The sequence below is a fragment of the Actinokineospora baliensis genome, from assembly GCF_016907695.1.
Lineage (GTDB): Bacteria > Actinomycetota > Actinomycetes > Mycobacteriales > Pseudonocardiaceae > Actinokineospora > Actinokineospora baliensis.
Map to the genome: position 1 here is coordinate 2,107,783 of NZ_JAFBCK010000001.1, position 13,430 is coordinate 2,121,212.

The following is a 13,430-nucleotide window of genomic DNA, read 5'->3' on the forward strand; positions in this document are numbered from 1 at the left end:
GACATGGGCATAGCTCCGCCGAGCCCGACCAGTGTGCCATAGAGCTGATCATGTGGTCAACCGATGATCCGGTCTATTCGCAGTCCAGTGCGAGCACCGGCTTGCGTTGCTGGTCGAGCAGCTGCCCCAGGCGTTCCCAATGGTCCAGTGGCCAGCGCATGTCGCAGGCGGCGCAGGCGGCTTCGATCCGGTCGGTGTCGATCCACAGCGCTGGCTGACGCACCCAGTCGGCTTCGGTGTCCGACCAGATGAGCACGGTGGTTTCCCGGCAGGTGGGGCAGGCGCGTCCGCGGAGCCGGTAGCGGGGTTGGGGTTCCACGATGGCGCGGGCGGCGGTGACCCACCGTTGGGTCTGGTCGGCGGCGTGGGCCAGGTAGTCGGGGTCCTCCAGTTGCCAGTGTTCGGCGTGGGAGGACCAGAGCCGGACCTGGTTGGACAGTGCGTAGGTGGGGCGGTGGTGGCGGGGATGGTGGCCGTGGGCTGCGAGTTGGCGGCGCATCTCGGTGCCGATCTCGGCGACCAGCTCCAGGGCGTTGAGGCTGGCGGGTGGGCGGGAGCCGGTGCCGGTGGCGCCGGTGCGTTCGCTGCCGGGTTCGGTGGCCTGCACGAGCTGGTCGAGCAGGCACGGGATCAGGGCGCGCTCGCGGGTGCCGTTCTCGCGGGTGATGGTGCCGATCCCGGGGGCGCAGAGCTGGTCCACCGCGGCATCGAAAGCGAGTCGCGCCTGGACCGGGTCAACGATCTCCATCTGGTCGTCGTGGTCGTGGAGGGTGTGGTTCATCGGGCGGTCTCCCCGGTGCGGGCGGCGTCGAGTCGGGACGGGTGCAGGCCGGTGCGCCGGTCACGGCGTTCACGGCGGCCGAGGCGGTCACGGGTCAGCGGCCCACAGCCGTGGCCCGGGTCGGCTTTGCAGAACGGACACCTCGCCCGCATCGCCTCCTCGCGGTCAGGTGAGAGCGGCCATCCCATCGCCGCGTACACCGCGACGATCCCGCGGTCCCGGGCCGCCGCGGCACGTTCTCGAGTCGTTCCGGACCGGCGCTGCGCGGGCACCACCGGCCGGTGGGTGACCGGGTGGGTTCGGGCGATGCGGATGCGGTCGATCACGTCCGCGGGGGTGATCCGGCCGTGGTGCTGGGCTTGCAGGATGGTCAGGGCGGCGTGGCATTCCCCGGCGGAGTGCCCGCGGAGCTCATGCAGCCAGGCGTCGACCTGGGCGTCGGTGGGTGGGGTGTGGCCGGTGATCCGGTAGTGGGTGAGCAGGGCGCGCACTTCGAAGCGGGTCAGCGGCGGCAGCGCGGTGGCGCTCATGCGCGCACCCGCCCCGGCTCGGTGTCGGCTGGGAACGTGGCGGCCAGGGCGTCGGCGACGAGCGCGTGCAGCGTGGCCGGGTCGGCGTGGTCGGGCAGCTCCCGCACGGCGAGCCCGACCGGGGAGCGGTCGTCGTCGGCGATGGCGTCGGTGCGCATCCGCTCGATGGACTCCGCCGCCGTGACGGCCTGGGCGCGCTGGGCTGGTGCCGCGGCCAGGAGGGCGGCGCGTTGGTGCTCGGCCACCAGCTCCGGCAGCCACGACACCGGAAGGCGTTTCCCGGACCAGGCGCGCAGTCCGGCGGCGATCACCGCGGGCTCCACGTCCTCGCGCAGCAGCTCGATCACCTCGGCGCGCAGTCGTTCCCGGACGCGGCGGGGTTGCTCGGGGGTGTGGACGGTGACGAGCCGTTCGGCCTCGGCGCGGCGGCGTTGCCGCCTCGACCCGGCGTGCTGGTCGTCGTCGGGGGTCTCACGTGCGCGCGTGTCGCGTGCGTCGCGCGTGGGGTCACCCCCTTCTTGATCAACCAACGCAAGAGGATCTACACCCGTACCCCGCTCCCTACTCCCTTCTCCCTCAGCTCGCGCAGGAGGGATCTCGGAAGGGTTCGGCGAAGGGTTCCCGGAAGTGTCCACAGGGGACTGGCGGGCCGGTTCGGCCTCGACCGGTGTGGGCGCGGGTGGCTCGGAGGTCTTGTCGGTACGGCGGGGGCGTTGGGCCATCGCGGCCATCACCGACGCGGGCAACGCGCGTGCCCCGGCCTCCAGTTCGCGGGCGGCGACCACCGGCGCGGGGCCGGTGATCTCCACCGGTAGCCGCCGCAGCTCCCGCGCCAGTGACGCGCGCAGGATCGGCGAGACGATCTCGAACGCCGTCCGCAACGCGGCACGCAGCGTGTTGGGCTGGCGCCACAGCTCATCGCGGCGCACGAAGCTCCGGACCAGAAGCTCCTCGGTGTCCTGGTCCACCACGACGAACCGCGCCGCGTCCAGCTCTGCCAGCGCCGCGCGCACACCGTCGAGACCGAGGTCCGGGTGGGACTTGGCCCAGCGGCGTACCGCGACGTCGAGCATCCCGGCGTAGGTCAACCGGCGCTGCGAGAACAGAAACAGGTACATGAGCTTGGCCGGAGTGGACAGTGCGAGGAAGTCTTCGTCGTCCCAGATATCCAGGTACAGGCGTGCGTGATCACGCGCCATCGTGTGATCTCCCCCAGGAGGTCTCGAAGGTCAACGCGCGCGGCGAGCGCGCAGGTGCAGTCGCGCCCGGATGCGGGCGGCGGTGTAGGTCGACAGGTGCAGCGCGGCGGCGGTCTCGGCGTCGGTCAGGCCCTGGGCGTGCAGGATCGCCACGGCCACCTCACGCGCGGCCGTGTCCAGTTCCTCGCCCAGCACCGTGCCCGCTATCGCTCGCCGCGCCGCGCGTTCGTCGGCGTGGCTGTAGGGGCTCACGACACCGCAGCCTCCAGCACAGCCGCGGGGTCGGGGCGGCGGACCGGGTCCAGGTTCAGCGCGTAGATCGGCTGGAGCTTGTTCCCGTTGCCGCCCTTGGCATCGGTCGATCGGGCGTAGCGGCCGGTGGCCACCAGCACCCCGGCGGCGGCGAGGCGCCGCACGGTCGCGCCCACCAACGGCGGGCGCACCCAGTGCGGCAGGTTCGACCGCCAGCGGTTCGCGGTGGTCTCCCAGAACGGGTCGGTGAGCGCGTCGCCGATCACGACTTGGACCACCGCGCGCACCTGGTCGCGGTTGCGCGGGTCACCGGCCAACAACGCCGCGACGTCCGACACCGTGTCCGGGTACTCCAGCGGCAAGGGCCGCAATGTCGCGGCCAGCTCCACCGCCGCGTCCACCGTGTCCACCGGTGCGGGTGGAACCGACCGGTCGACGGGAGCTTTCCGCCGTCGACCCGGCGAGGACCGCGGGCTCATCAGCCCAAGAGGACGAAGGTGCGGACCTCGGCGATGTCCTCGCACGCCTTCGCCACGTCCGGGTGCAGCGCACGCAGCCGTGCGATCGACACCGAGATCCGCGCCGAGCGCTTGAACGTCACCGCGGGCACTCCCCGCAGGGTGCCGACTTCCGTTTCGCCGAGCCGGTCTTTGAGCACCAGCTCCAGTGACTCCCGCAGATCGGTGTAGTAGCGCTGACGCTGCTTCACCCGCCGCAGGTACTCCAGCACGATCTCCAGATCGTCCAACACGACCGACCCCGGAATGGGGTCCGTACCCAGGTAAGTCCAACCAGTCGACATTGAGCGGGCCGCCTCCCCGACGGCCGAACCACGTAGTCTGTGCATGACGAAACGCCGCGCCACTACGGCGCGGACAGGACAGGGATCAACTCAGGAGACCGACGGCGTCAGTCGGTCGCTAGCGCACCAGAACGCACATCGCCCCCAACACGCGCGGACACCGCCGCGCACACGGGCGGGAACCCCCAGGTGTCCCGCTCCTTCACACTCACCCGAACACTCGTTCGTGTCAAGTAGAAGACGCGGCGCGTCAGCTTTTCTATCACTCTAATGGTCTAAAGTTGCCGATGTGTCCCGCACGACATCCACTCTCGGTAGATGCACCGTCGCGCATAGTTGGGCCGTTCACCGTAGTCGTAGGCGACTGACGGCCTAACACGCCGACCGGTTGCGGCAAGCGCGTGTTGCCAACCGTCGCCATGCGGAACACTTACGACCATCGAGGGGATGACGTTAAGTCAGTGGAACGTCATGATCCTCACCACGCGGCCAGGCCGCGGACCTCACCTCGACCCAGGGCAGGGCGGAGATCCCCACGATGAGCACGCCCGACGCACGCAGCCACGTGGAAGCCCTCATCCGGGCACACTGCCCCAACATCTCGATCAAGGAACTCGAACGTCGGCACGGCCTCCAGGCCGGGGCCATAGCCAACTTGATCAAACCCTCGCGAGAAGCACGGTTCCCGCGGCTGGACACCGTCGAGCGCCTGGCCGTCATCCTCGGCCTCAAAACCGCCACCGTCTTCCACGCCTTCGCCACCGACGCCGGACTAGGTGCCCCCGACCTCTCTGACGCCGAGCTCGACCTCGTCGCGCGCTTCCGCCGCCTCGACCAACAAGACCAATCCCGAGCCCTAGCCCTCATCGGCACGCTGGAGACCGTCGCCCACAACCTCCACAACCACGCACCTGCCGCCACGTCCGACCAGGTCTAACGGCAGCCGGGCGGAAACGCGACACGACCGGCACGTCCGCGTGGCTAGACTCGATCACGACACCACCCGCGGACTAAGGAAACTGGGGGGCCGGAATCCTCGCGCGGGCTGCACGCGCAGACGCACGCCCACAAGGCACGCGAGGCTCGGAGGACCCGGTGACCGATCAGCAACCCCTCATCGTCATCGCTCCACGCGACGCACTGCCTGCGCGACCCGGCGTCGAACTGTTGACCGACGAGGCAGGCCACCCGACTGGTGTCCGCATCCGCGAAGGCGTGCCCATGACCGCGACCCTTGCCGACCTCATCAACGAGGTAGCCGATCGTGGCGAGCAGGCACAGACAGGTCGAGGCCCAAACAGCGACTGATGCGCGCTCTGGAAACCTGGTAACCCGCAGCGTGGGGCGGTCCGACGCTGGGTTGAGATCGCGGAGGATGACGCACATGGCACTGATTCGAGCGGTCTTTTTCGACGTGGGTGAGACAATCATCGACGAGACGCGGGAGTACGGGACTTGGGCGGACTGGCTGGGTGTGCCGCGTCACACGTTCTCGGCGGTGTTCGGGGCGGTGATTGCCCAAGGAGGGGACTACAGGGATACGTTCCAAGTCTTCCGACCCGGGTTCGACCTCGCGATTGAACGTGAGAAGCGTGCAGCGGAGGGTATCCCCGAAGGGTTTGAGGACACGAACGTCTATCCGGATGCGCGGGCGTGCTTGGAGGAGTTGAAGGCTGCGGGCTTACTGGTCGGGCTAGCGGGCAACCAGACAGCGCGGGCTGAGCGCATCCTTCGCAGCCTGGACTTCGCGGTGGACGTGATTGGCACCTCGGACGGATGGGGAGTCGAGAAGCCCGAGTCAGACTTCTTCGACCGGGTTGTCGAAGAGGCAGGCTGCGCCAAGGAGTCGATCTTGTATGTCGGGGACAGAATCGACAACGACGTGCGTCCCGCCCAGCAAGCCGGGTTGCGGACGGCGCTGATACAGCGCGGTCCGTGGGGGTACATCCTGCGGGACCCCGCGGTCGAGGAACAGTGCCTATTCCGCCTTGCCAACCTGGCGGAGCTGCCGAACCTCGTCCGGCTGCACAACGAACCGTTCAGCTAGGTCGCGCTCCTGGGAGTGCGCGAGCCCGCTCTCGCACAACCGTTTCATAGGGACTGCCAGCCAACTGCCTAGACACGGCGGGAACGCGGTTGGCAGCAGTCGCATACCAGTCACGTTCGAGGGCAGTGAACGCGCGGTCGGCGTAGTCGGCCGCGCGTTCGGCGTCCTGCGGTGCGTGGGCGGACGCAAGATCGAACAGCAGCACCGCCTGCTGCTTGGTGTTGGACGCGGCCAGCTCGTCCAGTGCTTCGGCAAGCCGTCCTGCTGCCTCTGTCGGTCGACCCGCGACTAGCAGGCTGTACCCAGTGAAGCCTGCGAGGCGCGACGAGTCGTAGAAGTCGAGCCATTCTGGGTCGGCTCCCGAGGTGGTCAACGAGTCTTCGGCTTGGCGTACATGTCCGAGACTTGCCGACGGATCTCCGGTTCGCGCCGTGATCTCGGACGCGACGCAATGCATCCAGGAACGAAGAGCGGGACCCGATGCGTATCGAGCGTGGGCCTGCGCTGCGGCGAGACAGGTCTCCGCGCCCGCTCGATCGCCGTTGAAGCCGGGCACGAAGCTCATGTGTCCGTACACGGCAACAGCCAGAGCGTGATCGTCGGCCTGCTGGGTGGCTTCACGAGCGACCTCGAAGCACCGCTGCGCAACAGCCTCCTGCTGGAGGTCGAAGAAGGCGATACGTGCCGTGAGCAAGGCTGACTCGGCTACGGAACGGGCTAGCTCGCGTCGAAGGTCGCCTACTCCAGCACCGCGCAGAAGTTGCACGCCGAGCTGCGTGTGCGACAGCGCAGACTCCAACAGCAAGTGCGCGGGCGTGGACCAGTACAGCTCACGTTGCCGAACGCAGATCTCGGCATATGCCGCGACGGCCGGGCCATCGGGTCCCATAGACCTCGTGATCGCGTGCCCTAAGGCTTCAACGGCGCCAGCCGAAACGCCGAGTGTCGACGCGAGGGGAGCCAGCCCAGCCCCGACGATCCCACGAAGAAAGAGTGCACGATTCACTTCGATATCCGCTTGGGCTGGATTGGCCATCGTTAGCAATCTCCTTGCGACGTCGGCAGGGTATCCGTCATCGGGCCGCATCTCTAGTTCTTCCGGGGTGAGTAACCCGAGTTCCGAGGCAGTTTTCCCGAAGACTAGAACCAAATGCTTGCGGTACCGCGGGTCCGGCGACCTATCACCGGTTTCCCACCGCCGGACGGTGTTGGGGAGCAAGCCGGTGTCGACGTCGCCGTGCATCCACATGCTTGCCTTGATCTGGTCGGCCGCCTCCTCGTAGCTCCATCCTCGTTCGAGCCGTTCCCAGCTCAGCCGTCGATTTGGCTGGCGATGCCGAGCTCCGCTCATGTTGCCCCCTGGTTCGGCCGCGTTGGTCCCAGATTAGGCGCGGCGGAGGTTCACGTCACGGGGTGGTCGCTACTGGACGTCGAGCGGACGTGCAGTGGCCAGTGTTGCCCGTAGGCCGTATGGCGTTGAGTCAGTGGAGTCACGAACTTCCCGCCAGGCAGGCTTGTCGCCCCCCCACGGCCGGCCTGGCGGGTTCCCACCCCTGGCGGAGAGGACTCCGATGACGATCGTCGCGCCTCCGGCCGTCTGGGTACGTGGCTTCCTGCTCCCAGACAGGGTGCACGTTCTCAGCGCCACCGAACCCACCCAGACCCACCGTGAGTGGGGGGTGGCCGGACTTGCCATCTGCGGTGCATGGGTCGGTCATTTGCAGGTCGGGCCGACTTCACCCTTCAATCGGTGTTCCGCGTGCGAGGGGATACCTAGATGAGCATCCAGGACGCTGTCGCCCGCCTCCGTCGCAATGGTTTTGCTGTGGCGCCTGTGCCATGTCCGGTTAAAGGAATTGGGGGGTTGCACGCAGTGCGATTTACGGCAAACGGCTACGTTGACAGCGTCGTAATCGAACTCCAGGCCGCAGTTGCCATCCGCGTGCTTAATGAGTTCGATCCGGACGAGCCGCTACGGGAAATTGATCCAGTGTGGTCTCACCTGGGTGACATGAACATCGTTGTTGACAAGATGCTTGCTCAACCTACTTTGACCTTGTGGTCCTCGATCCCCGGACGGCGACTAGTCGCACATCCATTGTGCGCGCCCACCCAGTAGGTCGCCGTCCGGTTGTAGAAGGGGTGGGGGCCAGCTGGTGCTGGCCCCCACTCTGCTATTCGGCAGTCCGGAGACGAGGGCGCACTGTCCAGCCTTCCGGCGTCTCGGCCACCGCAACGTCCACGTCGGACAGGCCGGGCTCCCCTTCCTCACGCCACCGATCCCGGAGGGCGGTCAGGCGATCGGCACTGCCGGAACTCACGGCGAGCAGCTTGCGGTTACTCAGGCTGAACGCAGCCTGGTCCTCCGTTGCAAGGCCCACGCCCCATCCGAGCGGTCCTCCAGCGCTGCCCGCGGTGTCGGTTGAGGCCAGAACGTAGGCGGCGAACGAGCGCCAGTCTTCATCCGTTGAGAGGAAGTTGTCCTTTGGTTCGGCCGTGGCGAGTTGCGCGAGCAGTGTCTCCGCCGAGAGCTCAGGCGCGTCGTGGAGGGTGGTGGCACTCAACCACCAGGGCGGCCCGTCGCCGTTCCCGCGAACGGCATCTACGAAGCGGATGGGGAGAGCGAAGTTCGTGATCACCTCCGGTGCCATCTCGATGAAGCTGCCCTCGTGCAGTCCGACTTGGTGCACTCCGTCGTCGATGACGCAACGGACTACCGCGTTGGTTCCAGCCAGGTCGGCGATCTTGACGGGGGTGACCATCAGTGCCCCAGGCCGGGCCTGCTCGACCCACGACTGCGGAATGACATGCGGTGTGACCCAAGCGACGACCCGATCGTAGGGCGCGTCCGCGGGCCAGCCTGCGAAACCGTCGGTGGCGTGGACTGCGACGTTCGTGTGTCCGGCCTCCTGGTGCAGCAGTCCGGCGCGTGCGACCAGGTCCGGGTCGATGTCCAGTGAGGTGACGTGTCCTGCGGCGCCCACGATTCTCGACACGAGGGCGCCCGAGTAGCCCGACCCGGTGCCGATCTCCAGGACACGCATACCGGGTTTCAGGTCGAGCAGTTCCAGCATGGCGTAGATGGTCAAGTCGGTGGTCGTCTGTGGCAGCAAGGACCCGTCGTCGGTCCTGGTCCACCTGTCCTGCTCGACAGCGGCGGCTGCCGCTGCGACTGGCTTGGTCACGTCACGCTCCGGTGCGAAATGGTCATCAACGTTTGATAGGTGAAGGTAGAATCTGGCTCGCCAAGGGGGTTCCCGGAAGTATCAACAAGCCAGGCATGTACTGCAATCGGGGGTGTCCGGACGCCTGTGCGCCACACCACGGTTCTTCCGCAGAGGGCGAGTATCAGGACCCCCGACAAGGAGCGTTCCAGACACGCCAAGCGGACTGGCATCCATCGGCCTGCCGCATCGAGCGCATCGAGGACTCTGATCACCTGACGGTCGGTCGCTGGTCGGTCAGACTGGTTGACCAGCCAGGTCGTGATTGCGTGGACCCGGTTGAGCGGAATCGCTTTCACAACAGCTCGCACGAGCAGGGCGACGAGTAGCGCGCCCGCTGTTGACCAGGTGCCAACGCGACGGCCAAGCGGAGGATGCGCCATGGGGGTGCTCACTACTCTGCCCTCACTATGCCGAGGTCGACAAGTTCGTCCAGCCAGGTGAGCAGGTCTCGGCGCGCTCGATCTGCGTCGATACCAAACATCGCGGCTACTTCACGGCTCACCGCGGTCTCGTCGCCGTTCAGCTCCACCAAGGCTTGCCACATTCTTCCTGCGGTCGAGTTGCCCTGGTACATGGTCCCGGATCGGGATTCGATGAGGATGAGCTCGCCGGAGTCGAGGGTGGTCGCCTGAACCCACGGCTCAGGGTAAAAGTGCACGATTCACCCCGCCATCAGCAGCCGCACGAAGCCACAGTTCCGCGCCAATTAGAGCATCAAGTGCTCCCAGGTTGATCCGAACCCCACTGGCGCCTCGATGCAGAGCAGTTCGGGCAGCACGGGCGTCCACCAGGCCCAACGCAGCAAGCGTCGACGAACTCAACAAGTCGTCAATGTCCTTCACGTTGAGCTTGAGCCCTCGGTAGCCGACTTGTGAATAGTCGCCCTTGGTGCGCCGATTGACGATCTCAGGTGGGAGTAAGTTGCTAGTCGTGGCTCGGAGAATTGGCTTCAGGCTAGCTGGCGTTGTCCGAACCCATGGCGGAATCGACCAGCAGATCCGAATGATCTCATCGTCCAGGTACGGAGAATGCAAATCGACGCCATCCTCCAATGCCAGACTGACGTCAGCCCGGCGTGTCCGCGAGTAAGTGTTCAACGAGCTCCACGCCAGGGAATCGCCGATGCCGAATACTCCGGGCGTTGGTGGGACGCGGTGAGTCGCGGCATGAGCGCCAAGTCGTTGCGCCGCTATCCGCGACGCCTGCGGTGTGGCCCAGTCACCCATGCCTTGCGCGTAGACCCGAGATATCCAGTGCGCCCAACCGGAGGGAGTCGTTTGGAGACCTTGAACATCGTCGGCCGCACGGACGAGCGCATCCCGGTAGGAGGTGAGATGAACTCTGATAGCCGCACGAATCAGTGCTAGGGCCGGTTGGTGTCGCAGGCGTGCCCAGCCATTGGCGTGCTGCCACAGAGCGCCGAGAGTGCGGGGCGTTGCAAGATCGGCCAGGTAGGCCGGGACCGAGAGCAGCACGCCGTCTCCACCATCACCACAGAGATGCACATCAGACCCGTTCGCGGCCACAGCTTGACGCCACCACCGACCCCAAGCGTGCGTCACGGAGTAGGTCGATGGCTCATCTGCGAACGGAGCACCGCCGAGGTCTGAGTATGGTAGGACCTCGTCTGGCACGTGCAGCTCTTGATGGTCCAATCCCGCGATGGCCTTAGCGATCTCTCTCGCTGCTACGCGGTCATCGACACCGTCTACGACAAGCGTAGTGGCGCGAACCGGAGCATCTAGTGCGGCGAGAGCTGCCACTGTTGACGAGTCGAGCCCTCCGCTTAGGTCTGCTGTGACCAGGCTCGATTGGACTACGCGAGATCGTGTGGCACGTCTCAAGGCAGCATCCAGGCGTTGACTTCCTTCTGCCAGGCTCAGCCGCGGTTTGTCCAGAACAAGCCACCTGTCCGTCGACACTCGTTTGCCAGCGGCAATGCGCAGAAGCCACCCAGGCCGGACCGCTCGAACGTGCCGCCAGGGTGAGCCCTCCCACCAGACATCAGAGGCCGAGGACAACTGAAGTCGAGCGATCAACCACTCGTAGTCGACCTCAGTCCTGACCTTGCTGGCGGCGTGGCCAGCTTCCGACGAAACAATGACCTCGTCATCGCCGATCGCATAGAAGACAGGCAGCTGGCCTGCGAGGTCGCCAGCGACGAGCACTTCATCCTGTAGGACCGCGAACACCACACGGCTACCGTCGAGCGAACCCAGCGCCTGTACCTCACCCTTGGCTAGGCGGCGTGCAATACCTGCCAGCTCCCGCTCGGGCGTCGTGACGACCCCAACGAGGAAGAGTTGGCAGCCAGGAACCTCAACGTGAGTGACCTGGCGAGCAGGGCCGGGCTGGCCGTGCCAGAGCCGGAGACGACCGGCATCGCGCACTGACCAACCCGACCTGACGCCTGAGTCGTGCGGCGCTCGACGGTCAGCCACAGTGGCTGACCACCTCATCAGCAGCCGTCACCAGTACCGGGCGGTCTGCATGTCCGCCGTGTCGTGCTCGGCGGTCCCCCGTGTGAGCTCCACCACGTTGCCGACCGCGAACAGCGTCGGAGGCATGTACGAGATGGAAGCCTGTGTCTGCTCGGGCACTTCGGTCGTGACCACAACGGTCCCTTTCCTGCGCGCCCACCCAGCGATAGATCATGTCGGGACAACCAGGTACGCACAAGGAAGCGGCACGAGCTGACGGGAACCCGCCACCTTGCTCGTGGCTCTGGTGCTGCGACCTGCGCTCCCTTAGAACGGTCCAGTTGGTCGGAAGATCCACTTGACATCGGACGACCGGGGTACCGCCGTGCAACTACTGTCTGTGACTTTCCGTGCTGGGAGCTGGCCCGGCTTGTTGCCCTACGAGCGCGACCTGCAACTCAGGCCCCTGAGCCACTACAGAGTGGTTCTCATGCATTGACGTTAGCTCCACGCACAGGTGGTCCGCGTCCGCGAAGGGCGCGGACCGTTTGCGTTTCGCGATCACATTGGGGGTGCAACCCCCAAACCCCGCTCGGGGGCAGGCCCCCGAACCCCCGACCATGGTCGCGTTCGGTGGACGGGTGTGGCGGGGCTGCGAGTGGGTTGGAGGTGAGGCGAGTGGACGCTTCGTTTATTGAGGGTCAGGCGCAGGAAGTGCGCGGGTTGCTGCCCGCCCCTGATTTCAGTCAGCCTGGGCCGAGCGCGATGTCCCTCGAAGACGCCATGGACAAGATCGATGGTGAGTACGGCGACGCCCTGGAATTGCTGGGGAGGATCTGACCCGTTCGCAGTACGCTGTCTGGGTGCGAGCGTGGAGATACCTCACGGCCGATGAGCTGGTCGAACAGGGGCGGCGGTACAAGCTGGGGGCCGTTCGGGACTACGGGGCGCTTGAAGCGTGCGTGCACTCACCCTCGCGGACCTTCGACGGGGTGGATCTCCATCTCGAGGTGGTGGACAAAGCCGCCGTGATGTGTTTCAACATTGCGCGCACCTACCACCCATTTGTCGATGGCAATAAGCGGGCCGCATCGATTGCCTTGCTGGCGACGTGTTACATGAACGGCTTTGTTCCCATGATCACCCAATCGGAGCTCGTGGCGCTCATCCTGACGGTGGTGCAGGCCGAGGTGACGAAGGATGATCTCGCTGGCTTCCTCCGTGAGAGGTTGACCTAGTCCCCTCGGCGGGGGGTAGACAGGGGGAGGGGGGAGAGACGATCTTGGGGGGTGTGCGGGAGCGGGGGGTTGGGCGCGTTGATGCCTCGGTGGTCATGGGGGCGGTGTTCGGGGTCCCGGGGTTCGTGAGCAGCTTCGTGGTGGTCGCGCTGGTGGCGGGGGTGATCTCGGCCACGGCGTGGGTTGTGTGGGTGGTGGTGGGGGTCTGGGTGCTCTCGGGGGGCATCACGTTCTTGCCCGCGGTGGAGTCGGGGCTGGCCAGGCTCATGTTCGACATGCGGGTGCCGACGGCGGTGGAGTTGGGGCGGGTTCGGCCGCTGTGGGAGTCCGTGTGCGCGGCGGCCGGGGTGGACAGTGCGCGGTACACGCTGTGGGTGGAGCAGTCGAAGGAGCTCAACGCGTTCGCGGCGGGTGGGCGGACGGTCGCGATCACCCGGCGGGCGCTGGACCTGCCGCCCAGGTCGCTGGAGGCGATCCTGGCGCACGAGTTGGGGCACCACCTGTCCGGGCACTCGCGGGCGTCGCTGCTGGCCTGGTGGTACGAACTGCCCGCTCAAGCCGCCATTTGGCTGGTGGGCATGGCCATGCGGGTGGTGTTGGTGGTCGCGTCCGCCTTCGCCCGGTTCGGTAGCGCCGCCGGGGCCCTCGCGGGCGTCCTGCTGGCGCTGACCCTGCTGGTCGGCCTCATCGCGTTGAACCCGTGGCTGCTGCTGATGCCGCTGCTGAGCCCGCTCCTGGCCTGGTCACGGCGCCTGGGCGAGTACCGGGCGGACGCCACCGCGGCCCGGTTCGGCTACGGCCCCGATCTGGTGAACGTGCTCTCCGGCTGGCTCTCGGCCGAGCACGGGGTCCGCCGGTCGTTCCGGGTGCGGATGCTGTCCAACCACCCCGCGACCGCGGACCGGATACGGCGACTGCGTGCGGGGCGCTGAGT

Annotated in this window: 19 protein-coding genes; 7 read left to right on the forward strand and 12 right to left on the reverse strand. The window is 66.7% G+C overall.

The features are described from left to right. Nucleotides 1-73: 73 nt before the first annotated feature. The 6 genes from JOD54_RS10035 to JOD54_RS10060 form a co-directional block, all read right to left on the reverse strand. Nucleotides 74-781: a DUF7341 domain-containing protein gene (locus tag JOD54_RS10035; protein WP_204450264.1), complete on the reverse strand. Its 708-nt coding sequence runs from the start codon at nucleotides 779-781 to the stop codon at nucleotides 74-76. Next, entirely contained in the window at nucleotides 778-1,311 is a 534-nt protein-coding gene (locus tag JOD54_RS10040) for a zinc finger domain-containing protein (RefSeq protein WP_204450265.1), read from the reverse strand. Before JOD54_RS10040 ends, JOD54_RS10035 begins: the two co-directional genes overlap by 4 nt. Then, complete coding sequence (locus tag JOD54_RS10045) at nucleotides 1,308-2,510, reverse strand: hypothetical protein (protein ID WP_204450266.1); 1,203 nt, start codon at nucleotides 2,508-2,510, stop codon at nucleotides 1,308-1,310. The genes JOD54_RS10040 and JOD54_RS10045 overlap by 4 nt, the downstream gene beginning before the upstream one ends. Before the next feature lie 30 nt (nucleotides 2,511-2,540). Further along, entirely contained in the window at nucleotides 2,541-2,762 is a 222-nt protein-coding gene (locus JOD54_RS10050; protein ID WP_204450267.1) for a hypothetical protein, read from the reverse strand. Beyond that, on the reverse strand, nucleotides 2,759-3,172 hold the full coding sequence (locus tag JOD54_RS10055; protein ID WP_204450268.1) for a hypothetical protein: 414 nt from the start codon (nucleotides 3,170-3,172) through the stop codon (nucleotides 2,759-2,761). The genes JOD54_RS10050 and JOD54_RS10055 overlap by 4 nt, the downstream gene beginning before the upstream one ends. Nucleotides 3,173-3,240: 68 nt before the next feature. After that, nucleotides 3,241-3,513 (reverse strand): hypothetical protein, encoded by a 273-nt coding sequence (locus JOD54_RS10060; protein ID WP_204450269.1) that lies wholly within the window; start codon nucleotides 3,511-3,513, stop codon nucleotides 3,241-3,243. 589 nt (nucleotides 3,514-4,102) lie between these two features. Between JOD54_RS10060 and JOD54_RS10065 the strand changes: the two genes are divergently transcribed. The 3 genes from JOD54_RS10065 (at nucleotide 4,103) to JOD54_RS10075 (ending at nucleotide 5,611) form a co-directional block, all read left to right on the forward strand. After that, nucleotides 4,103-4,501 carry a hypothetical protein gene (locus JOD54_RS10065; protein WP_204450270.1) on the forward strand — a complete coding sequence of 133 codons (399 nt, stop codon included), beginning with the start codon at nucleotides 4,103-4,105 and terminating at the stop codon, nucleotides 4,499-4,501. A gap of 158 nt (nucleotides 4,502-4,659) precedes the next feature. Then, nucleotides 4,660-4,872, forward strand: coding sequence for a hypothetical protein (locus JOD54_RS10070; protein ID WP_204450271.1), 213 nt, complete (start codon nucleotides 4,660-4,662; stop codon nucleotides 4,870-4,872). A 76-nt stretch (nucleotides 4,873-4,948) separates the two neighbouring features. Further along, nucleotides 4,949-5,611, forward strand: a complete 663-nt coding sequence (locus tag JOD54_RS10075) for an HAD family hydrolase (RefSeq protein ID WP_204450272.1) — start codon at nucleotides 4,949-4,951, stop codon at nucleotides 5,609-5,611. On the opposite strand, the gene JOD54_RS10080 is transcribed toward JOD54_RS10075, so the two are convergent. Then, nucleotides 5,604-6,962, reverse strand: a complete 1,359-nt coding sequence (locus JOD54_RS10080) for a helix-turn-helix domain-containing protein (RefSeq protein WP_204450273.1) — start codon at nucleotides 6,960-6,962, stop codon at nucleotides 5,604-5,606. The genes JOD54_RS10075 and JOD54_RS10080 overlap by 8 nt on opposite strands. Nucleotides 6,963-7,388: 426 nt before the next feature. Between JOD54_RS10080 and JOD54_RS10085 the strand changes: the two genes are divergently transcribed. Next, a complete protein-coding gene (locus JOD54_RS10085; RefSeq protein WP_204450274.1) occupies nucleotides 7,389-7,730 on the forward strand; it encodes a hypothetical protein in 342 nt (113 codons plus the stop codon). A 55-nt stretch (nucleotides 7,731-7,785) separates the two neighbouring features. On the opposite strand, the gene JOD54_RS10090 is transcribed toward JOD54_RS10085, so the two are convergent. From JOD54_RS10090 to JOD54_RS10110, 5 genes are read right to left on the reverse strand one after another with little or no spacing between them, the layout of a single operon-like run. Beyond that, the gene (locus JOD54_RS10090; RefSeq protein WP_204450275.1) at nucleotides 7,786-8,796 is read right to left on the reverse strand and encodes a methyltransferase domain-containing protein; all 1,011 of its coding nucleotides are present in this window, start codon (nucleotides 8,794-8,796) and stop codon (nucleotides 7,786-7,788) included. Continuing rightward, entirely contained in the window at nucleotides 8,793-9,218 is a 426-nt protein-coding gene (locus JOD54_RS35970) for a lasso peptide biosynthesis B2 protein (protein WP_372440398.1), read from the reverse strand. Before JOD54_RS35970 ends, JOD54_RS10090 begins: the two co-directional genes overlap by 4 nt. An 11-nt stretch (nucleotides 9,219-9,229) precedes the next feature. Beyond that, nucleotides 9,230-9,496, reverse strand: a complete 267-nt coding sequence (locus JOD54_RS10100; RefSeq protein WP_204450277.1) for a PqqD family protein — start codon at nucleotides 9,494-9,496, stop codon at nucleotides 9,230-9,232. After that, a complete protein-coding gene (locus JOD54_RS35975) occupies nucleotides 9,480-11,297 on the reverse strand; it encodes an albusnodin/ikarugamycin family macrolactam cyclase (RefSeq protein ID WP_372440287.1) in 1,818 nt (605 codons plus the stop codon). The genes JOD54_RS10100 and JOD54_RS35975 overlap by 17 nt, the downstream gene beginning before the upstream one ends. A gap of 9 nt (nucleotides 11,298-11,306) precedes the next feature. Further along, nucleotides 11,307-11,453, reverse strand: coding sequence for a lasso RiPP family leader peptide-containing protein (locus JOD54_RS10110; RefSeq protein ID WP_372440288.1), 147 nt, complete (start codon nucleotides 11,451-11,453; stop codon nucleotides 11,307-11,309). Between the two features lie 483 nt (nucleotides 11,454-11,936). Between JOD54_RS10110 and JOD54_RS10115 the strand changes: the two genes are divergently transcribed. The 3 genes from JOD54_RS10115 (at nucleotide 11,937) to JOD54_RS10125 (ending at nucleotide 13,428) form a co-directional block, all read left to right on the forward strand. Further along, nucleotides 11,937-12,098 carry a hypothetical protein gene (locus JOD54_RS10115; protein ID WP_204450280.1) on the forward strand — a complete coding sequence of 54 codons (162 nt, stop codon included), beginning with the start codon at nucleotides 11,937-11,939 and terminating at the stop codon, nucleotides 12,096-12,098. Nucleotides 12,099-12,121: 23 nt separating this feature from the next. After that, on the forward strand, nucleotides 12,122-12,496 hold the full coding sequence (locus tag JOD54_RS10120) for a type II toxin-antitoxin system death-on-curing family toxin (RefSeq protein WP_204450281.1): 375 nt from the start codon (nucleotides 12,122-12,124) through the stop codon (nucleotides 12,494-12,496). A 125-nt stretch (nucleotides 12,497-12,621) separates the two neighbouring features. Beyond that, the gene (locus JOD54_RS10125; RefSeq protein ID WP_307859923.1) at nucleotides 12,622-13,428 is read left to right on the forward strand and encodes a M48 family metalloprotease; all 807 of its coding nucleotides are present in this window, start codon (nucleotides 12,622-12,624) and stop codon (nucleotides 13,426-13,428) included. Nucleotides 13,429-13,430: the final 2 nt, after the last annotated feature.

Excerpts from the sequence above, each read along its gene's own strand:
- JOD54_RS10035 (WP_204450264.1), bottom strand. The coding sequence starts at position 781 with ATGAACCACACCCTCCACGACCACGACGACCAGATGGAGATCGTTGAC.
- JOD54_RS10040 (WP_204450265.1), bottom strand. The coding sequence starts at position 1,311 with ATGAGCGCCACCGCGCTGCCGCCGCTGACCCGCTTCGAAGTGCGCGCC.
- JOD54_RS10045 (WP_204450266.1), bottom strand. The coding sequence starts at position 2,510 with ATGGCGCGTGATCACGCACGCCTGTACCTGGATATCTGGGACGACGAA.
- JOD54_RS10065 (WP_204450270.1), top strand. The coding sequence starts at position 4,103 with ATGAGCACGCCCGACGCACGCAGCCACGTGGAAGCCCTCATCCGGGCA.
- JOD54_RS10075 (WP_204450272.1), top strand. The coding sequence starts at position 4,949 with ATGGCACTGATTCGAGCGGTCTTTTTCGACGTGGGTGAGACAATCATC.
- JOD54_RS10080 (WP_204450273.1), bottom strand. The coding sequence starts at position 6,962 with ATGAGCGGAGCTCGGCATCGCCAGCCAAATCGACGGCTGAGCTGGGAA.
- JOD54_RS10085 (WP_204450274.1), top strand. The coding sequence starts at position 7,389 with ATGAGCATCCAGGACGCTGTCGCCCGCCTCCGTCGCAATGGTTTTGCT.
- JOD54_RS35970 (WP_372440398.1), bottom strand. The coding sequence starts at position 9,218 with ATGGCGCATCCTCCGCTTGGCCGTCGCGTTGGCACCTGGTCAACAGCG.
- JOD54_RS35975 (WP_372440287.1), bottom strand. The coding sequence starts at position 11,297 with ATGAGGTGGTCAGCCACTGTGGCTGACCGTCGAGCGCCGCACGACTCA.